This window comes from Nocardioides aestuarii, assembly GCF_039527245.1.
Taxonomy (GTDB): Bacteria; Actinomycetota; Actinomycetes; order Propionibacteriales; family Nocardioidaceae; genus Nocardioides; species Nocardioides aestuarii.
Genome location: NZ_BAAAJT010000002.1, coordinates 1,578,585 through 1,602,372, shown reverse-complemented (window position 1 = coordinate 1,602,372; position 23,788 = coordinate 1,578,585). Strand labels below are relative to the sequence as shown.

27 protein-coding genes are annotated in these 23,788 nt (G+C 72.0%); 12 read left to right on the top strand and 15 right to left on the bottom strand.

Annotation, left to right across the window (positions count from 1 at the left end):
- The first annotated feature begins 11 nt into the window (after positions 1-11).
- Positions 12-1,250, top strand: coding sequence for a fatty acid desaturase family protein (locus ABD091_RS08175; RefSeq protein WP_343917228.1), 1,239 nt, complete (start codon positions 12-14; stop codon positions 1,248-1,250).
- Between the two features lie 18 nt (positions 1,251-1,268).
- On the opposite strand, the gene ABD091_RS08170 is transcribed toward ABD091_RS08175, so the two are convergent.
- The 3 genes from ABD091_RS08170 to ABD091_RS08160 are packed head-to-tail and all read right to left on the bottom strand — an operon-like array spanning position 1,269 to position 5,228.
- On the bottom strand, positions 1,269-2,150 hold the full coding sequence (locus tag ABD091_RS08170) for a GNAT family N-acetyltransferase (RefSeq protein ID WP_343917226.1): 882 nt from the start codon (positions 2,148-2,150) through the stop codon (positions 1,269-1,271).
- A 15-nt stretch (positions 2,151-2,165) separates the two neighbouring features.
- Complete coding sequence (locus ABD091_RS08165) at positions 2,166-3,215, bottom strand: NAD(P)-binding domain-containing protein (protein WP_343917224.1); 1,050 nt, start codon at positions 3,213-3,215, stop codon at positions 2,166-2,168.
- 27 nt (positions 3,216-3,242) lie between these two features.
- Positions 3,243-5,228, bottom strand: a complete 1,986-nt coding sequence (locus ABD091_RS08160) for an MMPL family transporter (protein WP_343917222.1) — start codon at positions 5,226-5,228, stop codon at positions 3,243-3,245.
- Between the two features lie 96 nt (positions 5,229-5,324).
- On the opposite strand from ABD091_RS08160, the gene ABD091_RS08155 reads away from it, so the two are divergent.
- Positions 5,325-5,744 carry a MarR family winged helix-turn-helix transcriptional regulator gene (locus ABD091_RS08155; RefSeq protein ID WP_343917220.1) on the top strand — a complete coding sequence of 140 codons (420 nt, stop codon included), beginning with the start codon at positions 5,325-5,327 and terminating at the stop codon, positions 5,742-5,744.
- A gap of 4 nt (positions 5,745-5,748) precedes the next feature.
- On the opposite strand, the gene zwf is transcribed toward ABD091_RS08155, so the two are convergent.
- The 3 genes from zwf to ABD091_RS08140 all read right to left on the bottom strand — a co-directional run bounded on the left by zwf (position 5,749) and on the right by ABD091_RS08140 (position 8,828).
- A complete protein-coding gene (gene zwf / locus ABD091_RS08150; RefSeq protein WP_343917218.1) occupies positions 5,749-7,197 on the bottom strand; it encodes a glucose-6-phosphate dehydrogenase in 1,449 nt (482 codons plus the stop codon).
- Positions 7,198-7,228: 31 nt separating this feature from the next.
- Positions 7,229-8,440, bottom strand: coding sequence for an HNH endonuclease signature motif containing protein (locus tag ABD091_RS08145; protein ID WP_343917216.1), 1,212 nt, complete (start codon positions 8,438-8,440; stop codon positions 7,229-7,231).
- A gap of 121 nt (positions 8,441-8,561) precedes the next feature.
- The gene (locus tag ABD091_RS08140; protein ID WP_343917214.1) at positions 8,562-8,828 is read right to left on the bottom strand and encodes a hypothetical protein; all 267 of its coding nucleotides are present in this window, start codon (positions 8,826-8,828) and stop codon (positions 8,562-8,564) included.
- Positions 8,829-9,058: 230 nt separating this feature from the next.
- On the opposite strand from ABD091_RS08140, the gene ABD091_RS08135 reads away from it, so the two are divergent.
- The gene (locus ABD091_RS08135) at positions 9,059-9,418 is read left to right on the top strand and encodes an MmcQ/YjbR family DNA-binding protein (protein ID WP_343917212.1); all 360 of its coding nucleotides are present in this window, start codon (positions 9,059-9,061) and stop codon (positions 9,416-9,418) included.
- On the opposite strand, the gene ABD091_RS08130 is transcribed toward ABD091_RS08135, so the two are convergent.
- Positions 9,415-9,891, bottom strand: a complete 477-nt coding sequence (locus ABD091_RS08130; RefSeq protein ID WP_343917210.1) for an SRPBCC family protein — start codon at positions 9,889-9,891, stop codon at positions 9,415-9,417. The genes ABD091_RS08135 and ABD091_RS08130 overlap by 4 nt on opposite strands.
- Complete coding sequence (locus ABD091_RS08125; RefSeq protein ID WP_343917208.1) at positions 9,888-10,214, bottom strand: ArsR/SmtB family transcription factor; 327 nt, start codon at positions 10,212-10,214, stop codon at positions 9,888-9,890. The genes ABD091_RS08130 and ABD091_RS08125 overlap by 4 nt, the downstream gene beginning before the upstream one ends.
- Before the next feature lie 208 nt (positions 10,215-10,422).
- On the opposite strand from ABD091_RS08125, the gene ABD091_RS08120 reads away from it, so the two are divergent.
- Together ABD091_RS08120 and ABD091_RS08115 are read left to right on the top strand one after the other, a co-directional pair.
- Entirely contained in the window at positions 10,423-10,788 is a 366-nt protein-coding gene (locus ABD091_RS08120) for a hypothetical protein (RefSeq protein ID WP_343917206.1), read from the top strand.
- Complete coding sequence (locus ABD091_RS08115; RefSeq protein ID WP_343917204.1) at positions 10,785-11,261, top strand: SigE family RNA polymerase sigma factor; 477 nt, start codon at positions 10,785-10,787, stop codon at positions 11,259-11,261. The genes ABD091_RS08120 and ABD091_RS08115 overlap by 4 nt, the downstream gene beginning before the upstream one ends.
- Here ABD091_RS08115 and ABD091_RS08110 read toward each other — a convergent pair.
- Complete coding sequence (locus tag ABD091_RS08110) at positions 11,251-12,267, bottom strand: serine hydrolase domain-containing protein (RefSeq protein ID WP_343917202.1); 1,017 nt, start codon at positions 12,265-12,267, stop codon at positions 11,251-11,253. The two genes, ABD091_RS08115 and ABD091_RS08110, sit on opposite strands and share 11 nt — an antisense overlap.
- Before the next feature lie 9 nt (positions 12,268-12,276).
- Positions 12,277-13,128 (bottom strand): helix-turn-helix transcriptional regulator, encoded by an 852-nt coding sequence (locus ABD091_RS08105; protein WP_343917200.1) that lies wholly within the window; start codon positions 13,126-13,128, stop codon positions 12,277-12,279.
- Between the two features lie 86 nt (positions 13,129-13,214).
- On the opposite strand from ABD091_RS08105, the gene ABD091_RS08100 reads away from it, so the two are divergent.
- From ABD091_RS08100 to ABD091_RS08090, 3 genes are read left to right on the top strand one after another with little or no spacing between them, the layout of a single operon-like run.
- Positions 13,215-14,144, top strand: coding sequence for an SDR family oxidoreductase (locus tag ABD091_RS08100; RefSeq protein WP_343917198.1), 930 nt, complete (start codon positions 13,215-13,217; stop codon positions 14,142-14,144).
- A 59-nt stretch (positions 14,145-14,203) separates the two neighbouring features.
- Complete coding sequence (locus ABD091_RS08095) at positions 14,204-14,635, top strand: iron chaperone (RefSeq protein WP_343917196.1); 432 nt, start codon at positions 14,204-14,206, stop codon at positions 14,633-14,635.
- A gap of 10 nt (positions 14,636-14,645) precedes the next feature.
- A complete protein-coding gene (locus tag ABD091_RS08090) occupies positions 14,646-15,227 on the top strand; it encodes a DUF1294 domain-containing protein (protein ID WP_343917194.1) in 582 nt (193 codons plus the stop codon).
- A gap of 106 nt (positions 15,228-15,333) precedes the next feature.
- Here the strand turns inward: ABD091_RS08090 and ABD091_RS08085 are convergent, their stop codons facing one another.
- The 4 genes from ABD091_RS08085 to ABD091_RS08070 all read right to left on the bottom strand — a co-directional run bounded on the left by ABD091_RS08085 (position 15,334) and on the right by ABD091_RS08070 (position 20,291).
- On the bottom strand, positions 15,334-16,008 hold the full coding sequence (locus tag ABD091_RS08085; RefSeq protein ID WP_343917192.1) for an MBL fold metallo-hydrolase: 675 nt from the start codon (positions 16,006-16,008) through the stop codon (positions 15,334-15,336).
- A 298-nt stretch (positions 16,009-16,306) separates the two neighbouring features.
- Positions 16,307-17,299, bottom strand: coding sequence for an LLM class flavin-dependent oxidoreductase (locus tag ABD091_RS08080; RefSeq protein WP_343917190.1), 993 nt, complete (start codon positions 17,297-17,299; stop codon positions 16,307-16,309).
- The gene (locus ABD091_RS08075; RefSeq protein ID WP_343917188.1) at positions 17,296-19,149 is read right to left on the bottom strand and encodes a GMC family oxidoreductase; all 1,854 of its coding nucleotides are present in this window, start codon (positions 19,147-19,149) and stop codon (positions 17,296-17,298) included. The genes ABD091_RS08080 and ABD091_RS08075 overlap by 4 nt, the downstream gene beginning before the upstream one ends.
- Before the next feature lie 104 nt (positions 19,150-19,253).
- Complete coding sequence (locus tag ABD091_RS08070) at positions 19,254-20,291, bottom strand: zinc-binding dehydrogenase (protein WP_343917186.1); 1,038 nt, start codon at positions 20,289-20,291, stop codon at positions 19,254-19,256.
- Between the two features lie 125 nt (positions 20,292-20,416).
- Here ABD091_RS08070 and ABD091_RS08065 point away from each other — a divergent pair, with 125 nt between their 5' ends.
- From ABD091_RS08065 to ABD091_RS08050, 4 genes are all read left to right on the top strand, one after another.
- Complete coding sequence (locus ABD091_RS08065) at positions 20,417-21,505, top strand: heme-binding protein (RefSeq protein WP_343917184.1); 1,089 nt, start codon at positions 20,417-20,419, stop codon at positions 21,503-21,505.
- Between the two features lie 338 nt (positions 21,506-21,843).
- The gene (locus tag ABD091_RS08060; protein ID WP_343917182.1) at positions 21,844-22,416 is read left to right on the top strand and encodes a CGNR zinc finger domain-containing protein; all 573 of its coding nucleotides are present in this window, start codon (positions 21,844-21,846) and stop codon (positions 22,414-22,416) included.
- Positions 22,417-22,499: 83 nt separating this feature from the next.
- A complete protein-coding gene (locus ABD091_RS08055) occupies positions 22,500-22,829 on the top strand; it encodes a PadR family transcriptional regulator (protein ID WP_343917180.1) in 330 nt (109 codons plus the stop codon).
- Positions 22,826-23,194 (top strand): hypothetical protein, encoded by a 369-nt coding sequence (locus ABD091_RS08050; protein WP_343917178.1) that lies wholly within the window; start codon positions 22,826-22,828, stop codon positions 23,192-23,194. The genes ABD091_RS08055 and ABD091_RS08050 overlap by 4 nt, the downstream gene beginning before the upstream one ends.
- Before the next feature lie 11 nt (positions 23,195-23,205).
- Here ABD091_RS08050 and ABD091_RS08045 read toward each other — a convergent pair whose 3' ends face one another.
- Entirely contained in the window at positions 23,206-23,784 is a 579-nt protein-coding gene (locus tag ABD091_RS08045) for a dihydrofolate reductase family protein (RefSeq protein WP_343917176.1), read from the bottom strand.
- Positions 23,785-23,788: the final 4 nt, after the last annotated feature.

Genomic DNA, 23,788 nt, shown 5'->3' with positions numbered 1-23,788 from the left:
CTGACACCACCGTGACCGTCATCCAGAAGAAGTCCGACAACCCGATCGCCCACCTGAGCCCCGAGGACATCGAGGAGCTCGGCCGCAAGCTCGACGCGATCCGCCAGGAGGTCATCGAGTCCCGCGGCGCCGCCGACGCGGCCTACATCCGCCGGGTCATCAAGACCCAGCGCGGCCTCGAGGCCGGCAGCCGCGCCGTGCTGCTCTTCAGCGCCTTCCCGCCGGCCTGGCTGCTCGGCACCGCCGGCCTGTCGGTGGCGAAGATCCTCGACAACATGGAGATCGGCCACAACATCCTCCACGGCCAGTGGGACTGGATGCGCGACCCGAAGATCCACTCCACGACGTGGGAGTGGGACATGGCGAGCCCGTCGGAGCAGTGGAAGCACAGCCACAACGAGCTCCACCACACCTACACCAACGTCATCGGCAAGGACAACGACCTCGGCTACGGCATCATGCGCGTCGACGAGGACCAGACCTGGTACCCCTTCCACCTCGGCCAGCCGGTGTGGTGCTTCATCAACGCCATGTTCTTCGAGTACGGCATCGCTGCCTACGACCTCGACCTCGGCGCCGCGATCAAGAAGAAGCAGACCAAGGACCCCGAGTTCCGCCGCCGCGCCAAGGAGGTCCTCCAGAAGGTCCGCAAGCAGGTGACGAAGGACTACGTCGTCCACCCGCTGCTCTCGGCCCCGACCGGCTCCTTCCTGCCGACCCTGGCCGCCAACTTCACCGCCAACATCGTGCGCAACCTGTGGTCGAACTCGGTCATCCTCTGCGGCCACTTCCCCGAGGGCGTCGAGACCTTCGAGAAGCGCTCGATCGAGGGCGAGACCAAGGGCGAGTGGTACGTCCGCCAGATGCTCGGCAGCGCCAACATCTCCGGCTCCAAGGCGCTCCACATCGCGACCGGCAACCTGTCGCACCAGGTCGAGCACCACCTCTTCCCCGACCTGCCGTCCAACCGCTACGCCGAGATCGCCCCGAAGGTGCGGGCCCTCTTCGACGAGTACGGCCTGACCTACTGCACGCGGCCGATGCCGCAGCAGGTCTACTCGGCCTGGCACAAGGTCGTCCGGCTCTCGCTGCCCAACGGCTGGCTCGACGCGACCAACCGCAAGAACCTGCCCCGCCAGCTCAAGGCCCTCTACAAGATGGCCACCGGCACCCCGCGCGAGCGTCGCGTCATCCAGATGGCGATGCAGCGCGAGGCGAAGAAGGCCCAGCAGGTCGCCAAGGCCGCCTGACCGCGACGGGTCTCGGCCTCACACCGGACGCGCCCACCGCCACGAGCCGTACTGCTGCTCGTAGCCCAGGGCTGCGTTCACGTGGCGGATGCCCTCGTTGTGCTGCTCGTTCTCCGTCCCGAGGACCCGTACGCCGCGGCGGCGGGCCTCGGCGTGCACGGCCTGCTTGAGCAGCGACCCCAGGCCGCGGCCGCGGAAGGCGGGGTCGACGCCGGTGTAGCCGACGTAGCCGTCCTCGGTGGCGTGCATCGCGGCGACGATCGCCGCCGGCGCGCCGTCGACGCGCAGCACGCCGAGCAGCAGCCGGTCGCCCTCCTGCTGGTGGACGAAGTCGCCCAGGGTGAGGACCGACCCCGTCAGGCGTTCGGGGTTGGTCTGGCTGCGGTCGAGCATCGCGTCGACCGCGTCCCGGTCGTCGAGGTCGACGTGGTCGAGGGTCTCGACGCTGACGCCGGCCGGCAGCTCGGGGTCGTGCGCGCTCGAGACGTCGACGGTCGAGGCGATCGAGAGCTGCAGCGGCTCGTAGCCCCAGTGGCGGGCGATCTCGCACGAGACAGTGTCGTCGTCGTAGGTGATCGCACGGAGCCGGTCGACGCGCTCGGGCAGCCGCTGGAGGACCGCGTCGTAGAGGCGCCCGCCGACGCCGTGGCCACGCTCCGGGGTGGCGACCACGACCCACGCCAGCTGGTCGCCCGGCACCTGCCAGGGGAGGTGGGTGAGCAGGCCGAAGCCGACCAGGGTGCCGGCGTCGTCCAGGGCCCCGACGACCCGGCGGCCGTGGGAGGTGGCGTCGTCGAAGAACATCGTCGCCTCGGCCGGCACCAGGTGGGTCAGCTCGCGCAGCATCAGCGGCACCGCGAGGTCCCGCTGCTCCGCGGTGTCGAGCTCACGCACCTCCATGCGCCGAGTGTGGCGTCAGGAGGCGGCTGACGTCACGCGTTCGAGCTCGCGGATCACGCCCAGCGTGGCGGTCCGTCCGGCCCGGTTCGCGCCGATCGTGCTCGCCGACGGCCCGTAGCCGACCAGCTGCACCCGCGGGTCCGCGACCGCCGTCGTGCCGTCGAGCTGGATGCCGCCGTGGCGGCTGCGCAGCCCGAGCGGTCCGAGGTGCGCGACGTCGGGCCGGAAGCCGGTCGCCCACACGACGACGTCCACCGGCTCGAAGGAACCGTCGTCCCACCGGGCGCCGTCCCGCTCGAGCCGCGCGAACATCGGTCGGCGCTCGTAGGCCCCCAGTGCCGCCGCCGCCTGCTCCTGAGGTCGCAGCGCCAGGCCGGTCACGCTCACCACCGACGCCGGTGGCAGGCCGCGGCGTACCCGCTCCTCGACGAGGGCGACCGCCGCCCGGCCGGCGTCGGGGTCGAAGTCGTCGGTCCGCCAGACCGGCGGCTTCCGGGTCACCCACACCGTGTCGGCCACGGGCGCGAGCTCGCCCAGCAGCTGGACCGCGGACGCGCCACCGCCGACGACCAGCACCCGTCGCCCGGCGAAGTGGTCGGCGCCGGGGTAGCGCGAGCTGTGGAGCTGCTCGCCCCCGAAGTCGTCGGCGCCGGGGTAGTGGGGGACGAAGGGCCGCTCCCACGTCCCGGTCGCGTTGACCAGGGTCGGCGCGCGCCAGCTGTCGGCGTCGGAGTGGACGACGAGCAGCCCGTCCTCGTCGGTCACGCTCGTGACCCGGACCGGGCGGACGACGGGCAGGGCGTGCTCCTGCTCGTAGTCGGCGAAGTAGGCCGCCACCGCGCGGTTGGCCCGCTCGTCACCCCGCGCGGGCGGGTCGCTGTCCGGCAACGCCGCGACGCCGTGGACGTCGTCCATCGTGAGGCTGTCCCAACGGTGCTGCCACGCACCGCCGGGGGCGCCGTTCGCGTCGAGGACGACGTGGCGCACCCTCCGGCGGCGGAGGTGGAAGGAGGCGGACAGGCCCGCCTGCCCGGCCCCGACCACCACGCTCTGCAGCTCGCTCACGGGGTCGGAACGCTCGAGGCTCCCCGGCTATGCCCCCGAGCCGACCTTCCGCGGCCACCAGAACTTCTCGCCCAGCAGCCAGGTCAGCGCCGGGACCAGCACCGTCCGCACCAGCAGCGTGTCGAGCAGGACGCCCACGAAGATCACGATGCCGAGCTGGGCGAGCACGACCAGCGGCAGCACACCGAGGACCGCGAAGACCGCCGCGAGCAGGATGCCGGCGCTGGTGATCACGCCACCGGTCGCCGTCAGCCCGCGCAGCATCCCCTCGCGCAGGCCGTGGCCGCGCGCCTCCTCGAGCGCCCGCGTCACCAGGAAGATGTTGTAGTCGACGCCGAGCGCGACCAGGAACAGGAAGGCCAGCAGCGGCACCCCCACGTCCATCGCCTCGAAGCCGAACACCCCGGTGTAGACCCACCACGACGCGCCCAGCGCGCCGAAGTAGGTCCCGACCACGGTCGCCACGAGCAGCAGCGGCGCCGCGATGCTGCGCAGCAGCAGACCGAGCCCGAGCAGCACCAGGCCGAGGATCAGCGGGATGAGCAGGAAGCGGTCGCGCTGCGCCGCGTCATCGGCGTCCAGCGCCTCCGCCTCGGAGCCGCCGACATACGTGCCGTCGTACGCCGCCAGCGCGGAGCGCAGGTCGACGACCGTCTCCTCGGCCTGCTCCGAGCCGGCGCGGGCGTCGAGGACGACGTCGAGGCGGGCCAGCCCGTCCCCCTCCTGCCCGGGCCGCACCGACGCGACCCCCTCGACGCCCTCCGCGGCGGAGGTGACCTCGGCCGGGTCGGCACGGGTGAGGACGATCGTCGGGTCGACGGCACCGGCCGGGTAGGACTCGGCGAGCCGGTCGGCGGCGGTGATCGACTCGGGCGTGTCGAGGAACTGCTCGCTCTCCGACAGCCCCTGCTTCACCTGCGTCAGTCCGAGCGCGAGGGACGCCACGACGAGCACGGCGGCGCTGGCGAAGATCGCTGGGCGGGCGGCGACCCGCTCGCCGAGCCGGCGCCACAGCGAGGTCCTGGAGTCGACCAGCGCGTCCTGTCCGACCCGCGGCACCAGCGGCCAGAACACCCACCGGCCGAACAGCACGAGCGCGCACGGCAGGACGGCCAGCGCGAACGTCGCGGCGATGACGACACCGATGGCGCAGGCGAGGCCGAGGCCGCGGGTCGTCGGGATGACCGACAGCAGCAGCGTCAGCAGTCCGAGCACGACGGTCGTCGAGCTGGCGAGCACGGGCTCGAGGGTGCCGCGGACGGCGGCGCGCATCGCGACGTACCGGTTCTCGTGGCGACGCAGCTCGTCGCGGTAGCGGCTGATCAGCAGCAGCGCGTAGTCGGTGCCGGCGCCGAAGACGAGGACGCTGAGGATCCCGACCGTCGACTCGTCCCACGTGACCCCCGCGAACGCGAGGCCGTGGGTCGCCACGACCGCCGCGAGCCGGTCGGCGACCGCGACCACGATGAGCGGCACCAGCCAGAGGAACGGGCTGCGGTAGGTCGCGATCAGCAGGACGGCGACCACCGTCGCGGTGGCGAGCAGCAGCGTGAGGTCGGCCCCGTCGAAGACGCCCGCGAGGTCGGCCTGGATCGCGGCCGGACCGGTCAGCTGGGCGGTGACCCCGTCGGGCGCGAGGTCGCCGATCTCCGTGCGGAGGTCGGCCACCTCGTCCGCGATCTCCGTCGCTCCGGTCGCCTCCACCGGGATCACCGCGATGACGGCGGTCCCGTCCTCGCTCGGCTGGATCGCGTCGTACTCGCTCCCGAGCTGGCCGAGGAACGCCTGGTCGAGCTCGCCCTCGTCGGCGGTGAACAGGGCGATCGCGACCGACCCCTCGCCGCTCGGGAGCTCCTGGCTCAGGTCGGCGACGGTCGTCGAGTCGTAGCCGTCGGGCAGGTTGTCGCTCACGCTCGGGGAGCGCTCGGCCTCGCCCACGGCGCCGATGAGGGCGCCCGAGGAGAGCAGGGCGAGGAGGACGACGACCACCGCGGTCAGTGGACGGAACGACATGGGGGACTCCTGGCGGTACAGTGGTAGTTCAGGAACTGAGTCAGCAATTTAACTAAGTTGGTGAGTTAAATCCAGCCCGAGGACGTCGAGACCCAGATGGGGACCTCCACACTGGTGCTGCTGCGCCGGCTGCTGGACCTGTCCCAGCGGGCCAACCCGGCCCTCGCGCGGCGCGCTGACCTCAGCCACTCCGAGCTCACCGCGCTCGAGATGCTGACGCGCGAGTCCGTGGGTCCCGGCGACCTGGCCCGTCACCTCGGGGTCACCTCGGCCGCGGCGACCGGCATCGTCGACCGCCTGGTCGCCCGCGGTCACGTCGAGCGGCAGCCCCACGCGGCCGACGGACGGCGTACGCAGGTCGTCCTCACCGACTCCGGCCGCGCCGAGGTCATCGGCCACCTGATGCCGATGTTCCTCGCCCTCGACGAGCTCGACCGCTCCCTCGCGCCCGACGAGCGCGACGTCGTCGACCGCTACCTGACGGGCGCGATCGAGGCGATCCGCCGGATCCTCTGAGGTCTCAGGCTCCGGTCGCGTTGGGGTCGCGCCAGCTGCGCTCGAAGGGCAGGCGCCAGGTGAAGGGCGCGACGAGCTGGTGGATCTGGTTGGGTCCCCAGGACCCGGGGCTGTAGGGGCGCACGACCGGCGGGTTCTCGAGGATCGGTGTCGAGATCTCCCACAGTCGCTCGATGCCCTCGGCGCTGGTGAAGAGGGTGCGGTCGCCGCGGGCGGCGTCGTGGATCAGCCGCTCGTAGGCCTCGAGCACCGAGCCGGCCCAGCCGGTGTCGTGCATGGCGAACTGCATCGACAGCTTGTCGAGGTGCATGCCCGGCCCGGGGCGCTTGCCGTAGAAGGACAGCGACATCCGCGACTGGTCGGCGAGGTCGAAGGTGAGGTGGTCGGGGCCGTGGTCGCCGACGCCGGAGCGCTCGGGGAACATCGAGCGAGGCGGCTCCTTGAAGGCGATGGAGATGATGCGGGCCCCTTCGGCCATCCGCTTGCCTGTGCGCAGGTAGAAGGGGACGCCGGCCCAGCGCCAGTTGTCGATGTAGCACTTGAGGGCCACGAAGGTCTCGGTGTCGGACGCCGGGTCGACCCCGTCGAGGTCGCGGTAGCCGACGTACTGCCCGCGGACGACGTCGTGGGGCTCGATCGGCAGCATCGAGCGGAAGACCTTGTTCTTCTCCTCCGAGATCGCTGCCGGGTCGAGGTTGGTCGGGGGCTCCATCGCCGCGAAGGCCAGGACCTGGAAGAGGTGGGTGACGACCATGTCGCGGTAGGCGCCGGTCGCCTCGTAGAAGGACGCGCGCTGGGCGAGGCCGAGCTCCTCGGGGACGTCGATCTGGACGTGGTCGATGTGGTGGCGGTGCCAGATCGGCTCGAAGAGCCCGTTCGCGAAGCGGAAGGCGAGGATGTTCTGGGCCGCCTCCTTGCCGAGGAAGTGGTCGATCCGGAAGATCTGCTCCTCCTCGAAGACCTCGTGGAGCTGGGCGTTGAGGTCGATCGCCGAGGCGAGGTCGGTGCCGAAGGGCTTCTCCATGATGATCCGGCTGCGCTCGACGAGGTCGGCGTCGCGGAGCTGGTGGACGACGGGGAGCGCGGCCTTCGGCGGCACGCTGAGGTAGTGGAGGCGGCAGGTGTTGCTGGCGTCGTCGAAGGTCGACTCGGCCTCCTCGACGGCCTTGCGCAGGCCCTCCGGCCCCTCGTCGCCGGGCGCCCAGTAGAGGAGCTTGGCGAACTCCGGCCAGGCCTCGGTGTCGCTGTCGTCGTCGCCGAACTCGTGGACGGCGTCCTTGGCGAGGTCGCGGAAGCTGTCGGTCGTGTGCTCGTCCAGGGACGTGCCGACGACGCGGAGCTCGCGCAGGAGTCCGGTCTTGAAGAGGTGGAGGAGTCCGGGCAGCAGCTTGCGCCGGCTGAGGTCACCGGTGGCGCCGAACAGGACAACGGTCGTGGGTCGCTCGGAGGACACGCCTCCACAGTAGGGCGTCACGCGCTGGGCTTCACGTGCGGAGCGGAACGGATCCGCGGGCGTGGAGGCGTCGGTGGTGGTGGCCGCAGAGGGGGATCATGTCGGCGAGGTCGGTGTGTCCGCCGTTGGCCCAGGGTCTGCGGTGGTGGAGCTCGCACCAGGCGTAGGGGATGTCGCAGCCGTCGGCGGCGCAGGTGGAGTGTGTGGTGGCGCCGGCGACTCGTTGGGCTTGGCTGAAGAGTCGTTTCTCGCGGCCGAGGTCGAGCGGCTGGCTGTGACCGTCGAGGACGGCGGGGACGAGGCCGGCGTTGCAGGCGAGGCGGCGGGCGTGGGCGGCGGAGACGAGGTCGCCGGTGTCGAGGCCGGCGGCCTTGAGCTGGTCGCGGAGGGTGTCGAGGTCGAGGGTGATGACGATGGTGGCGGCGACCTTGCCGTGGAGGTGGTCGGTGGGGAGGTGCTCGAGGACCTGGGCGAAGGCCTGGCCGCGAGCCTGGGCCCAGTCGGTCCGCTGGCCGTTCTCAGCGGCCGCGCGGGTCCGGCGGGGTGCGGTCATCGCGTCGAGGACCTTCTTGAGGACCATCGCGGCGAGGGTCGGGACGGTGAAGTGGCCGGTGGTGGTGCCGTCACCGTTGTCGTGGAGGGTGAGCCTGGTCTTGGCCCAGGCTGCTTCTTCCTCGTCCTGGACCTGGGTGTTCTCCTCCGCGTCGACCGTGTCCCGGTCGGGTTCGACGGCCTCGATGGCGCGGCGGGCGACCTTGCGGAGCTGGTCGGGGGTGAGCGTGCGGGCTTTGCGCACCAGCGAGGCCTCGACGGTGGAGCGCTGGTCGTCGTCCAGCCGCGAGGGCAGGCGGCGCATCGCGGTCGCGATCGCTGCGGCGTGGGCGGCGGAGATGTCGCCGGTGCTGAGGGCGTCGGCGGTGTCGGTCAGCGGGCCGTCGAGGTCGTCGGCGAGGCGGGAGTCGCGGGAGGCCGGTGCGGACCCGGACCTGGTCTGCTGGGAGAGCCAGTCGCCGGTGGAGCGGGCGCCGGACTGTGTCGGGACGTCGGCCTTGGCGGCAGCGGCGACGAGGCGGAGCTTGAGTGATTCCAGGCGGCGCACGGCCCGGTCGACGTCAGTGAGGACGCCGGCGTACTCGCCGGGATCGAGGTCGACCGGTCCGACGGAGTCGAGCATCTCGTGGACGGCCGTGACCACGACGCCGGGGTGGCCCGGGTCGGGGTGGAGGTCCAGGAGTGCTGACATGCCCTCAGGTTAGTCGAACACATGTTCGAAAACCAGTGATGATTCAGTGGTGTTTGCGCAGCTCAGCAACGGTTTCGGTGGTCGATGCGCCGAGTGGTCAGAAGCGGCAAGAGTGCCGCGGTCAGTCCCTCGAGAAGCTGTCCGTCAAGTCGCTGAAGGTGCCGGTTCCCAGAGCCGGCCACAGCAGCACCGGCACCACGACCACGACGAGTCCGAAGATCAAGAGGCCCCACCACGGTCGCCCCTTCCCGACGTGGAGCACGCCTCCGCCCAGCACGGCCGCGGGCACCACGAACGGAAGCGTCTGAGGCAGTTGCCACCAGGCCCACGCCACGGCGGCGCCGTAGAAGATGAGTCCCGCAAGTCGGACGCCCACCGCGCGGGCCACGGAACGGCTCCGTCGTGTGCCTGAGGAGTGGCGGACGACGTCGGCCATCGGGAGGGGGCAGGGCCGACAGCCGGACGAACCAGCGGCGACCGACCCCCCGCACAGCGGACAGGTCAGCTCGGCACCACGGCGGCTGCTCTCGATCGGCACCGCCACAGGCTAGGCAGCGACCGCCGTCGCCGCAGGCGAATCCCGATGACTTCGTCACCGGAGGGTGGTCCACTCCCCACATGGCGACCGTCGACGACGTCCGGGCCCTCGGGAGCGAGCTGGAGCGCTCCTACGAGGTCTTCGTGCGCGGGCGCCTGAAGTTCCGGGTGGGCCAGATCGTCTACGTCGCCTTCGACCTCGAGGAGACGGTGATGGGGTTCGCGTTCCCCAGGGAGGAGCGCGAGGCACTGGTCGGCGGGGCGCCGGAGACGTTCGAGATGCCGGGGGAGTCCGACCTGCGCTTCAACTGGGTCCACGCCCGCTTGGCGGCGCTCGACCCGGGCGAGGCGCGCGAGCTGGTCGTCGATGCGTGGCGGATGGTGGTGCCGCAGAAGGTCTGGCGCGCCTACGACAGTGCCCACCCGGACGGGCCGGGCTAGGCCGACTGCCAGTCCGTCAGCAGCTCCGCCCACCGGCCGTCGGCCGGCCGCCGCGGCCCGCCGGCCACGTGGTCGCCGAGGTCCTGGAGGTGCAGCTCGTTGCCGGCGCCGTACGCCGCGAGCAGGTCGAGCGGCAGGCCGCGCTCCTCGAGCACGAGCAGCGTGCGGTCGCCGTCGGCGGTGAGGGTCACCTCGATCTCGCCCTCGTCGGACGTCTCGTCGTCGACCGTCGAGACCAGGAGGCGGCGGGGTGCGTCGCACGCCTCGACCCGGCCGGTGCCGCTCCACTCCGAGGCGTAGAAGCGGGCGGTGAACGCGCCGCCGACCGTGAGGTCGCCGGACACCTCGCCGAGCCAGCGGCCCAGACGTGCGGGGTCGGTGATCGCCTCCCACAGGTCGGCGGGGTCGGTGTCGTAGTGCTCCTCGAGGCGTACGGCGCCACGTGCGTCGCCCGGGACCTTGGTGCGGTTCATGTGTCGCTCCTTCGGGCCCGCTTGCCGCGGGCGACCTCGGTGTGGAGGGCGTCGAGGCGCTGCCGCCAGACCCCCTGGTGGTGGGCGAGCCAGGCCTCGACCTCGCCGAGCGGTTCGGGACGCAGGTCGTAGATGCGCCGTTGCGCGTCCTGCCGGACCTCGACCAGGCCCGCCTCTCGCAGCACCCGCAGGTGGCGGGAGACGCCCGGTCGGGCGATCGGCAGCAGCGCGGCGAGCTCGCCGGCGGTGGCCGGACCGGAGGCGAGGGCCTCCAACAAGGTGCGGCGGCCCTCGTCGGCGAGGGCGTGCAGTGCTGCGTCCATGGAGTTTAGGTAACTAGTTAGTTACGTACCCGTCAAGGTACGCACCAAGCCCATGTCAACCGCCCGACCCATCCACTCCGTCTTCATGGCATGGACACCTTGCAGGACGACCTCGAGCGGGCCGTGCCCCACGTCGACGCCGGGCCGGACGGGCTCGAGGAGCTCCTCACTGCCGGTCGTCGCGCCGTACGCCGCCGGAGGACTGGTCGTGGCGACCCTCGCAGTGGGCGCGACCGGCATGCTCCCCGCGGACGACCGTCGGGAGGCGGGCGACCCGGCGGTTGCATCCGCGCCGAACGCCCCTCAGTCCGCGGCGCCGGAGGTGGAAGGGCCCCACGTGCGGTTGACCCTGTCCGACGTGCTCGAGGTCCGGACGACGTGCGGACGGCGCGGCGATGCCGAGCGCGTCGACGAGGTGCGTGGCGACGGCTGGGCCGCGGTCGAGTTCGCGTGTGGCGGCACCACGGTCCGGGTGTTGCGCACCTCCGGCGGCGGGCTGGTCGAGCGCCTCGAACGGGGCGACGGGAGCACACTGGAGCAGTGGGGAGAGGCGAGAGTCGGCTGCGGCCGGTGAGCCGCGACGCCGAGTTCACCGACTTCGTCACGGCCCGCCGCTCCCACCTGTTGCGGATCGCCCTGGCGCTCACCGGAGACCGCCACCGGGCGGAGGACCTGCTCCAGACCGCGCTCGTGAAGCTGTACGTCGCGTGGTCGCGCGCCCGCAACCCCGAGGCCTACGTCCGTACGACGATGGTGCGCGCCAACGTCGACGAGTCCCGCCGGCCGTGGCGCCGCGAGACCAGCACCGACGCCCTGCCGGAGGCGGCGACCAGCGACCCGGAGCCCGGGGACGGTGGGCTGTTCGCCGCGCTGCAGGCGCTTCCGCCCATGCAGCGCAAGGTGATCGTGCTGCGCCACTGGCTCGACCTGTCCGTCGCGAGGACCGCCGAGGAGCTCGGCATCTCCGAGGGCGCGGTGAAGACCCACAGCCACCGCGCCGTCGCCGCGCTCCGCGGGAGCCGGTCGCTCAGCGACGTCAGCGACTGAGCTCGGCGTCGATGAGGTCGTCGAGCACGCCGACCACCGGCCACGCCCCCTCGCTGCTGTTGCCCAGCACGGTCACGGTCGTCGCGCTGTCGACCAGGTGGGTCGACCGGAAGGAGGCGCCGGCGTCGTAGCCCTCGAGGATCACCGCGTGGCCGGTCGCGTGGAGCCAGAAGCCGAGGCCGTAGCGCTTCCGCTCCTGGGGTACGTCGTGGCGCGGCGTGGTCATCAGGTCGACGCTCGCAGGGGAGACGATCCGCCCGTCGAGGACGGCGCGCCAGAACAGGTCCACGTCGTCGGCGGTCGTGAAGACGCCGCCGTCGCCGTTGCCGAGGATCGGCAGGTGGAGGGTGTTGGTGAGGTCGCCCTCGTCGTGGACGTAGGCCGTCGCGGCGTCGCCGGGCAGGGCGTTGAGCGGCAGGAAGTCGGTGCGGTCCATCCCCGCGGGCGACAGCACGAGGCGGCGTACGACGTCGTGGTAGACCTCGCCGGTCGCCCGCTCGAGCAGCAGCGCCAGGACCATGAAGCTGCCGTTGCAGTAGGAGAACCGCGCCCCGGGCTCGAACTTCTGCGGATAGCCCTCGAGGGCGGGCAGGAAGGCCTCGGTCGAGGTGAGCGTGTGGACCGGCATCGGCAGGACGTGGGCGGCGGGCTCCCAGTCGCCCTCCTCGTCGAGGTAGTCGCCGATCCCCGAGGTGTGGTCGAGGAGCTGCTCGACGGTGACGTGGTCGTCGATCAGCGGCAGGTCGTCGCCGAGCAGCGTGCGGACCGGCTGGTCGAGCGCGAGCGTGCCGTCCTCGACGAGGCGCATGACCGCCAGCGCCGTGAACCCCTTGCCGCCGCTGGCGACGGCGATCCGGGTGTCGACGGTCATCGGGACGCCGTAGCCGCGGTGCCGCCACCCCTCGACGCGCTCGAAGGTGCGCTGCCCCGCGACGTGCACGGTCGCGACCCCGGTGAACGAGCTCCTCGTCACCGCGTCGTCGAGCGCACCCTCCGGGACCTCCATCCCTCGATGCTAGGAGCCGGAGACCCCGGCGAGCACCCTGATTAACGCCAGCTTCTCGTGGCTCTCGCTGCCGGGCACGGCGGTGTAGACGAGCAGCGCGTGCGACTGCTCGGGGTCGTGCAGCACCTGGCAGTGGAGCTCGAGCAGCCCCACCTCGGGGTGGACGTAGCGCTTGAGCTCGCGCGGCTGGATGCCGACCTCGTGGCGCTCCCACACCTCCCGGAACTCCTCGCTCTCCTCGAGCAGCAGGTCGGCGTACGCCGCCGCCCGCGAGCCCGGACCGCGCTGCGTGGCCACTCCGCGCAGGCCGGAGGCATACATCCGGGAGTAGAACTCGTGGTCCTCGGCCGGGTGGAGGTCGCGAGCCCCGGGCTGGGCGAACCAGCGGTAGCCGATGCTCCGCATCGCCCCGTCGTACGCCGTGTTGTCGCCGACGAGCGCGGCGCCGAGCGGTGTCTGGCGCAGCGTCTCGCCGAGCTCGGTGACGATCTCGGCGGGGGTGTCGCCGAGGCGGTCGAAGATCCGCAGCATGCCCGGTCCGACGTGGTCGCTGCCCGGGCCGCGGGCGGGTGGTGCGAGGCCGGCGAGCCGGAAGACGTGGTCGCGCTCGGCGACGGTGAGGTGGAGGCCCTGGGCGATCGAGGCGACCATCTGCTCGGAGGGGTGGGGCCCCTTCTCGCGCTCGAGGCGGGAGTAGTAGTCGGTCGACATGTGGCACAGCGCCGCGACCTCCTCGCGCCGCAGCCCCGTCGTACGCCGCCGCTGGCCGCGCGGCAGGCCGACGTCCTCGGGCTGCAGCGCCGACCGACGCGTGCGCAGGAAGTCGGCCAGCCCGGCGCGGTCGATCCTCGGAGCGGTCATGGCGCCATCGTGCCCGGCCTCGGACGGGGGAGCCACGGATCGTCAGGCCGTGGTTGGAGTTCGAGAGCCGAGGCAGCCTCGATGGCATGCCCCGGACACATGACCTCGACCTCCCCGACCTCAGCGGCCGCCGCGCCGTCGTGACCGGTGCCAGCGACGGCATCGGCCTGCGGATCGCGTCCCATCTCGCCGGCGCCGGCGCCGAAGTGGTGATGCCGGTGCGGAACGCCGACAAGGGCCGCGCCGCCGCCACGCAGATCCGCGACCGACACCCCGACGCCGACCTGGTCCTCGCCGACCTCGACCTGTCGTCGCTCGAGTCGGTCGCCGACCTGGGGGAGAAGCTTCGGGCCGACGGCGCGCCGATCCACCTGCTGGTCAACAACGCCGGCGTCATGACACCGCCCGAGCGCCGTACGACGGCGGACGGCTTCGAGCTCCAGCTCGGCACCAACCACCTCGGTCACGTCGCCCTGACCGCCCACCTGCTGCCGCTGCTGCGCGAGGGTCGCGCGCGGGTCGTCTCGCAGACCAGCGTCGCCGCCCGCAGCGGCTCGATCCACTGGGACGACCTCCAGTGGGAGCGGTCGTACGACGCCATGAGGTCCTACCGGCAGTCCAAGATCGCCTGCGGACTCTTCGGGCTCGAGCTCGCGCGTCGCAGCGAGGCCGCCGGGTGGGGGATCACGAGCGTGCTGTCCCACCCGGGCGTCGCGCCCACCAGCCTGCTCGCCGCCCGCCCCGAGATGGGTCGCGACGGCGACACTCGCGAGGTGCGGATGATCCGCTGGCTCTCCCGCCACGGCCTGCTCGTCGGCACCCCCGAGACCGCCGCCCTCCCCGCCGTCCTCGCGGCGACGACGTCGAACCCGGCCGACTTCTACGGCCCGCAGGGCCTCGGCAACGCCGGCGGCCCGCCCGGACCGCAGAAGCTCTGGAAGCCGCTGCAGGACACCGAGACCGCCTCCCGGCTCTGGTCGGTCTCGGAGGAGCTGACCGGGGTCTCCTTCGGCTGACCGCACATCGGTCAGGAATCGAGAAGGCGCCACCGCCGACCGGGGCTAGCGTCGTCCCCATGACCAAGACAGACGGATTCTCCGAGGCCGAGCGGGCCGCGATGAAGGAGCGCGCGGCCGAGCTGAAGGCCAGCGGCAAGAAGGGCGCGAAGAAGGCCGACGAGGCTCAGGCGTGCCTCGACAAGATCGCCGAGATGGGCGACAGCGACCGCCAGATCGCCGAGCGCTTCCACGCGATCGTGACCAAGCACGCGCCGATGCTTGACCCGAAGACCTGGTACGGCATGCCGGCGTACGCGCTCGACGGCAAGGTCGTGACGTTCCTCAAGCCGGCCGAGAAGTTCGGATCGCGCTACGTCACCGTCGGCTTCGAGGACCCCGCCACGCTCGACGAGGGCAACGTGTGGGCGACCTCCTACGCGGTCACGAAGCTGACCAAGGCCGACGAGAAGACCCTGGCCGATCTGGTGAAGAAGGCCGTCGGCGGCTAGAACTCTCCCCATGGCCACGGGGGAGATCACGAGCTGGAACGACGACCGCGGCTTCGGCTTCATCACGCCGACCGGCGGCGGACCGCGGACCTTCGTCCACATCACCGCCTTCCCCGGCGGTGGCCGCCCGCGGGTCGGCCTGAAGGTCTCGTACGCCGAGTCACGCGACGAGCGCGGCCGCCCGAACGCCTCGGCCGTGCAGTACGTCGGCCGCGCACCGCGGCCCCGACGGCGGGGCGTCAGGCCGGCGGTCGCCGTGGCCGCGGTCTTCCTGCTCCTCGTTGTCGGCCTGGCGCTGACCGGCAGGGTCTGGACCTGGCTGCCGCTCGCCTACCTCGTCCCGAGCCTGATCTCGCTGCTGCTCTACCGCACCGACAAGCGCGCGGCGGAGACCGGCCAGCAGCGCGTCATGGAGATGGTGCTGCACCTCTGGGACGCGGTCGGCGGCTGGCCCGGCGCCCTCGTCGCCCGCCACCTCTACCGCCACAAGACGACCAAGCAGCCCTTCGTCACGATCTTCTGGCTCACCGTCGGCGTGAACTGCCTGGTGCTCGCCTGGCTCGCCGCCGGTATGCCGACTCGCCTCGTCTGAGCTTCCTCGATCCGCCGCGTCTGACCTTCGCCGTGGCGGACGGCAGCACGTGGCCGTGGCCGACTCGTGCCGTGACGTCGTCCGCACAGCCCGCACTACGGCTCGATCAGGATTCAAAGTCACCCGTGGTCTTCGGGGTTGGTGGCGTCGATCGCCACGGCTCGCGCACGTGCGCGAGCCACACCTTCTCGGGATCGAGCGCACGGATGAGCCGCTGTCCCTCGGTCAGCGGCTCGTCCAGCTCTCCGAACCACACTGCGGTATCACCGCAGATCACATCTGGTCGTCCCCCTGTCTCCACCACGACGACCTGTGAACCGGGCGTGTGACCCGGCGCTGGGACGAGCCGAATACCGGGAAGCAGCTCGAGCTCTCCGTCGATCGCCACGTATCTCAGGTCGGGCGCGTCGGCCCACTCGCGAATCGTGTAGCCCTCCTCGCGACGAGCGTCGTCGAGCTCGCGGCGCTGGACGTAGATCGGCCGTCCCGCGAAGAGATGATTGCCGCCGCAATGGTCGGCGTGCAGGTGGGTGTTGACAACGATGTCGATGCCGGCGACGTCGAAGTCCTGCTCACTCAGTGGATAGAGGCGCGGCTCGAAGGCGGCTACGACCGCGGGGTGCAGCTCCGTCATGCCGGTGTCGACCAGGACCCGACCATCCGGATGGTCGATGACGTGCACGCACACGGGCATCACCTCGCCCTCGACGTGCAGGTCGGCGACGACGATCGGCGTCACGGTGATGGCCGCCTCGGCGTCCATCGGTCTCGGGCTCTTCATGCGTCCTCCTCGGGCCTTGGGGTACGCCGGCACGGCCGCGCGGTCCCGGGCAGTGGTCATGGTTGCGGGCGTCGGAGTGTGGTCCCCGGTCAGCTGATAGGTGTCGACCTGTGGCCCCGCGCGAACTCATCGGAGCCAGGTTCGACGGGCGGGATGCTGCATGCTCGCCACTTCGAGAGCGATCACGTTGATTCAAGCCCGCACGCGGACCTGTGTCGTGACGCCGCAAGGTGGCCATGTCCTACCGCCGCGTTTGAGGAACGACCGGAGTCCGAAGGACTCCGCGCTCCCAAGACGCCTACGGCCGCAGCGCCTCGAGCATGTGGTCGAGCTCCTCGAGGGGGCGACCTGGGGGCAGGACGAGGGTGGGGAGCTGCGCGCCGGCGGCGTACCACCGGTCGAGAGCCTCGCCGGCTGCGTCACCGTCGCCGTGGAGGGTCAGCTCGTCGAGCAGTGCTCGCGCTGACTCGGGGACGTCGAAGGTGCGGCCGGTGGGGTTGGCCGTGGTGACGGCCTCGACCGCGTCGGCGTGCCCGAGGCGTTCGAGCGTCTGGCGGTAGAGCGGGCCCATGCTCGTCAGGTAGAACGCCACCCACCACGACGCCATCTCGAGGGCCCGGTCCGGGTCGCTGGCGACCGCGGCGGGGATGCAGGGTGCGACCAGCGGCAGACCGCGCGGTACCGCGGCCTCGGTTGTCCCGGCCTCCAGCTGCTGCAGCCCGGCGGCGAGGCCCGACAGAGGGAGCAGGAAGGGGGCCCAGCCGTCGGCGAGGGCGCCCGCCATACGCACGGATCGGGGTCCGAGCGCGGCCAGGTGGATCGGGACGGGGCTTGCCGGGACGGCCGCCAGCTTCAGGGGCCGGGTGGTGCGCTCGGTGGCGGGTTCCAGGCGTTCGCCGGACAGGAGGCCCCGTACCTGCCGGGTCATCGACTCGAGCCGCTGGACCGGCGCGTGGAAGTCGACGTCGTGCAGGCCCTCGGCGAGGGGTGGGCTGTCGGCTCCGAGCCCCAGGACGAAGCGGCCGCCGGACACCTCCGCCATCGTCGAGGCGAGCATGGCGATCGAGGCGGCCGAGCGGCCCCACACGTTGAGGATGCCCGTCCCCAGGGTGATGCGCTCGGTGCGTGTCGCGATCTCCGCGAGCAGGACGCCGGCGTCGTGGCCCCAGCCCTCGGCGACGAAGAACGCGTCATAGCCGAGCGCCTCGGCCCGGTCGGCCAGGTGCAGCACGACCGGGCGGCGGGTCTCCATGGGGGTGAGACCGACCGCCAACCGCCGCGTGGTCGTCACTCGGTCGTGCTCGATGTGTCCCGCCCGACCATGGTGTGGAGACGCACGCCGTGGTCGCGGGCGATCATCTCGGCCGCCTTCTCGCCGATCATGATGCAGGCAGCGTTGGTGTTGCCGCTGACCACATTGGGCATGACGCTCGCGTCGGCCACGCGCAGCGACGCGATGCCGTGGACGTGAAGCCGCGGGTCGACGACGTCGCCGATCCGACAGGTCGACGTCTCGTGGTAGACGGTCAGGGCGTAGTGGCGAGCGAGGTCCTCCAGCAGCTCGTCGCTCGGGTCCTCGCCGGCGACGTGGCCGTGCGCCTCGGCGAGGTGCGGCGGGATGACCGGGTCGCCCAGGCCGCCGCCGGGCCAGGCCTTGGCGATCTCGAGCGCCTTGCGCATCACCGCGATCATGACCTTCACGTCGTGCGGGTCGTCGAAGTAGTTGAGGTCGATCCGCGGCGGGGCGGCCGGGTCGGCGCTGGCCAGGGTCACCGAGCCCTCGGAGTGGGGCTGTACGGGGTTGGGCAGCACCACCACCTGGCCGCGGGTCGGGTCGAGGAACGACTCCGGGTCGTCGAAGAACTTCGACGGCGGCAGCCGGAAGACGGCCTCCCAGATCGGCGGCGTGTAGCCGGTCGCGAGGAACCCGATCTGCGCGTCGTGGGTGTGCTCGTCACCGAGCCCGGTCGAGTAGAACACGACCGCGTCGTAGAGGGAGGACGAGGCGAGGCCGCGGCCCGTGGTGAACCACTCGGTGATCCGGCGCTCGGCCTCGGCCTTGGCGGCCGCCAGCGGCTCGGGCAGGTCGACGTCGTCCGCGGGGTCGGCGGGCAGCGGACCGGCAGGCGCCCGCAACGCATCCGGACCCAGGGACATCGCGACCTCGGTCATCGTCTCGCCGATCCCGTCGGCGGCGAACATCAGGGGTGCGTGCAGGTGGTCCTTGAGGTGGCGCCCCACGTCGGGGAGGTCGACGATGCAGTCGACCCCGACGTCGGTGAGCTCCTCGCGCGGCCCGACCCCGGAGAGCAGCAGCAGGTGGGGCGACCCGATCGCGCCCGCACACACCACGACCTCGGTCGTCGCCGAGACCTCGGAGGGCCCCTCGGCGGTGCGGTAGGCGACCCCGGTCGCCCGGACCGTGTCACCGTCGGCCTCGAGCACGACCCGCTCGACGAGCGCGCCGGTGACGACGGTGAGGTTCTCGCGCTCCATCGCGGGCTCGAGGTAGGCGTGGAAGGTCGAGCTCCGCCGGCCGTCCTTCGTCGTCGTCTGGAAGAGCGAGGCCACGCCCTCGGGGTTGAGGCGGTCCTGGCTGTTGTAGTCGCCCTGCTTCATCCCGGTCGCGCCCGCGGCCTCGACGAACTGGTTCGAGGCGCCCAGGACCGGCTGGCGCACCGACACGCCGACCGGGCCGTCGTGCCCGTGCGCGTCGGGGTCGGCGTGGAGCTCGGGGCTGTCGACGAACCCCTCGGCCTTGAGGAAGTAGGGCAGCACGTCGTCGTAGGACCAGCCGTCCGCGCCACCGGCGGCCCACGTGTCGAAGTCCCCCGGGTGCCCCCGGACGTAGGCCATGTAGTTCAGGCCCGACGAGCCGCCGAGCATCTTGCCCCGGGGCACCATCATCTGCCCGCCGATCAGGCCCTTGCCGACGCCACCGGGATCGCCGTTGAACATCCAGTCGGTCGCAGGGTCGTTCTGCAGGCTGGCGACGGCAGCCGGCACCAGCTCCGCCGCCGGCGGCGGTCCGCCGGCCTCCAGCAGGCAGACCCGGACGTCCGGGTCCTCGGTCAGCCGGGCGGCGACGACGGCGCCCGCCGAGCCCGCCCCCACGATCACGTAGTCGTACGTCGAGTCCATCAGTCCACCTCGTTGTGGCACCTCGCCGGCCGGCGGGGACGGTCTCGCCACGCAACCACACCCGACCGGGAGTGACAAGGGAGCCGAGGCCTCGACGTGCGGGATCAGCGTGCGGGGTCGACGATGGTCATGCCCGCGACGGTCGCCCGGTCGAAACGGGGCAGCAGCGTCGCCGCCTCGGCGAGCCCGATCGTGCGCTCGACCAGCCGGTCGGGACGCAGCCGGCCCTGCTCGATGAGGCCCAGCATCTCGGGATAGTCCGCCGCAGCCATGCCGTGGCTGCCCAGCAGGTCCAGCTCCCAGGCGATGACCCGGTCCATCGGGATCCGCGGGTGACCCTCGACCGGTGGCAGCAGCCCGACCTGCACGTGGCGGCCGCGTCGGCGGAGACTGAGGATGGCGTCGGCGCAGGTCTGCTCGGTGCCCACGGCGTCCACGGCGACGTGGCTGCCGCCGCCGGTGAGGTCGGCGACCACGCCCGGGACGTCCGTCCCGTCGGCACGTACGACGTGGGCCGCCCCGAGGTCGGCGGCGACCGCGAGCGCCTCGGGGTTGCGGTCCACCGCGACCACCCGTGCCCCCAACGCGACGGCGATCATCACCACGCTCAGCCCCACACCGCCGGCGCCGACGACGGTCACCCACTCACCCTCGGCGAGGCGGGCCCGCCCGACGAGGGCGCGATAGGCGGTGGCGAACCGGCAGCCGAGACCGGCGGCCGTGGCGAAGTCGACCGACGCCGGGATCGCCACGAGGTTGCTGTCGGCGGCGTGCAGCGTCACCAGCTCGGCGAACGAGCCCCAGTGGGTGAAGCCCGGCTGCTGCTGGTCCGGGCAGACCTGGGCCTCTCCGGCCCGGCACCACTCACAGGTCCCGCAGCCGCAGACGAACGGCACGGTCACCCGGTCGCCGGCCCGCCACCGGCGTACGCCGTCACCGACCTCGACGACGACCCCGGCCAGCTCGTGGCCCGGGACGTGCGGATAGGAGATGTCGTCGTGGCCGGCCCAGGCGTGCCAGTCGCTGCGGCACATCCCGGTCGCCATCACCCGCACGACCGCGCCGCCGGCCGGGGCCGAAGGATCCGGGACGGCGCGGACCTCCGGACGGCCACGGGCAGCATCGACGACCACGGCGCGCACCTGCGCATCCTGTCACCCGGGTCCCGGCCTACCCGCGCGCCGTCCGTATCAGCGGCCCGCCGCGCCGCTCCTCCTTCCCGACGGCGCCGGCGCTGTCGGACCACACCACACGGGGAGAGGCACCCATGCCCGAGAACACGAACGACCAGCCCGACACGACGGCGAGCCCGCTCGAGGAGTTCCTCGACACGACGCCCACGGCTGACGAGTCACGGGCCCCGCTGCTCGGGACCACCCGCAAGCAGGGCCGCCAGCGCAAGCTGCAGATGGCGAAGTCCAAGGACCCCGAGCTCGGTCCGCTCGAGCTGCTCCCCGGGACCTGGGAGGCGGACGGCACGGGCTGGAACATGATCGCCCTGCCCTTCGCCGGCGGAGACCACGGCTTCCGGCTCCTGCTCAACCAGTACGACGAGACCCTGGTCTTCAGCCTCGTCGACAAGGGCATCCCCAACCGGGGTGTCAGCCACGACCACGACCGCGAGACCGACCAGTTCCTCGTCGCGCTCGACTACGAGCAGGGCATCCACCAGGTCGCGGTGGTCGACCGGCCGGAGAGCGACGTGCACGGCGACCCCGGCGCGGCGATCCACCACGAGCCAGGGCTCTTCCTCAACATGCTCAACCGGATCCCCGACGGCTTCGACATCGCGCGGCTCGCGACGATCCCGCACGGTGACTCCGTCCTCGCGCTCGGGAAGAGCCGGAAGCGCAAGGGACTCGCTCCCATCCCGCGGATGTTCGGGACGCCCATCGGCGAGGACGACACGTTCGAGGACGACGACTACCTCGAGCCCTACAAGTTCTTCCACGAGCACCCGTTCAAGGGCACCGTGGGCGCCGCCTCGTTCCCGGGCTTCGACCCGACCGAGCCCCACCAGCTGCTGCGGCTCGCCAACCGGGGGCTGGAGGACCAGGTCAAGGCCACGACGATCCTCGAGTTCGACTCGACCCACCCCACCGGCGGGATCTCCAACATCCCGTTCGTGGTCCGGCAGGCCAACGCCTCGTCGATGAAGTCGATGTTCTGGATCCACGAGATGAAGGACGGCAGCCTGCGCATGCAGTACCTGCAGGTCGTCATGCTCGACTTCTTCCGCCGCGAGGACGGGCTGCCCGGACGCATGCAGTGGCCCCACGTCAGCATCAACACGCTGACGCGCCGCCCCGACGTCGAGCCCGGCCCGCGGGCGCTCACCACCGACGCCGACCGGTGATCGTGCGTCAGGCGGCCGGCGGCTTGCTTCGGGCCTGACCGGCCTGAACGCGGTGGACGGCGGTGAAGGACACCGTGAGCGCGCGGGGTGCGGGGGCGACCCGGGGCGTGCGACGGCGGGGGAGTCGTAGCCACGACCGGGACCTCCCCCTCACTCGCGACCCGGGTCGGGGCGTTCGTCGTGGTGGGAGGAGCGGCTCGGAGGCAGCTCGGTTCAGCGCCTCGGCGACCTCCCGCGTCATCGGCAGTCTCATGTCGGACCTCTCTCCTGCGTTACCAGCAAAAACCGTACGCCGGTAACGCGCCGACCGCAACCACCAAACGCGTTATGCTGGTTCCGTGGCCGATGACGTGATCTCCCGCTACCCCGACCTCCCGCGGCCGGAGGCGCCGCAGGCCATCGCGACGGTGCGCGACTTCGTCAACACGGACGACCTCGAGACGGGCATCGACCTGCTCGTGACGGCTGTCGGCCTGTCGACCTACCTACGGGACGAGGGGCTGCTGGCGGGGACGGCGCGGGCGAGCAGGCGCGATCTGGAGCAGGCGCGCGAGCTGCGGGCCGGGCTCCGTGCGGCGCTGGTCGCCAACCACGACGGCAGCGGCGCCCCTGTTGAGATGCTCGGCCCTGCCGTCGAGCGCCTCGAGCTCCGGCTGACGTGGGGGGAGGACGGTCCGCGGCTCGAGCCGAGCCGCGCCGGCGTCGCGGCGGCGTTGGCCCGGATCGGCATCGCGGCGTACGAGGCGGCCCGCGACGGGACCTGGCCACGGCTGAAGATCTGCTCCTCCGACGCCTGCGAGTGGGCCTACTTCGACCACTCGAAGAACCAGTCGCGGCGCTGGTGTGAATACGGCTGCGGCAACCGCGCGAAGAGCCGGGCGCTGCGCGAGCGTCGCCGCGCCGCGCTCTAGTGGAGCTCGCGCGGATCCTCGAAGACGTCGGCGCTTCCCATGGGTGTCTTGTTCTCTAGCAAGGGGGTGGCTAGAGTACGAGCATGACGATGCCGCGGATGACGATCCCGACCCAGCGGGTGCTGCGCGCCCTCCTTGAGGACGCCGGCGTCGAGAGGTACGGCCTCGAAATCGCTGACCTGGCCGGGCTCGCCACAGGAACGGTCCACCCGATCCTGGCGCGGCTCGAGGGTGTGGGATGGCTGGAGTCGCGCTGGGAGGACATCGATCCGCGCGCCGAGGGTCGGGCCGCCCGGCGCTACTACCGGCTCACCGCCGACGGCATCGAGGCAGCCCGCGACGCCCTCGCCCGTGCCTACCGGCCACCGAGCCGCCGCGGCTTCGCGCCGGCCCCGAACCCGGGGCAGTCATGACCACCCCGTCCTGGGCGAGGACCCTGGTCACGCTCGCCTGCCGGCTGCTCCCCGCAGGACAGGTCAGGGACCGGTGGCGCGAGGAGCTCCTCGCTGACCTCGAGGTGCTCGCCGGCCGTGAGCGGGCGGCATACGTCGTCGGCGTGGTCGTCAACGCCTGGGCGCTCCGGTCCGCCGTGCGCGGCGGACAGGCCGGCGTCGCGGTCGCCCGGGCGGCGCGACGACCACTCGGGTGCCGGCTCAACCTGCGCCACTCCTGGCACGTCGTCAGCACCGAGGACGGCCACCCCTACTGGGAGTGCCGCGACTGCCACAAGACCTGGGTGACCGTACGGCCGCCCGGTGACTGGAGTCCCGGCTTCTAGCGGCAGCCCCGTCAGTGCGCGGTCGGACGGTAGACCAGCAGCTGGCTGCGTCCGTCGAAGGTCCGGGCGTCGAGCAGCTCGAGGTCGAAGTCGCCCGCGCCGCGGAGGATCGGGCTGGTGCCTGTCCGGCCGGAGATGACGGGGAAGATCGTCACCTCGATCCGGTCGACGAGGCCCGAGGCGAGGAGCGACCAGTTCAGCGAGAGGCTGGCCTGCGACCGCAGCGGGACGTCCGACTCCGCCTTCAGCCGCGTGACGACCTCCGCCGCGTCGCCGCGGGCGATGGTCGCGTCCGGCCAGCCCATGGTGTCCTCCAGGGTGGAGGAGATGACCGTGGCGGGCATGCGCAGCGTTCGCCGATTCCACTCGTCCTGGTTGTGGGGGTCGTCGCTGCCCAGCAGGATCTCGGCGTTCTCACGGAAAGTCGTCGCGCCGAAGACCATGCGCTGCTCGCTCTCGAAGATCGACGCCCGGTGCGCGAGGAGGTCCGGTCCCTGCTTGCTCCAGTAGCCACCCCAGTCGGCGTCCGGCCCGAAGGAGCCGTAGCCGTCCAGCGTGGAGAACACGTCCCAGGTGTAGGTCGCGGTCATGGTC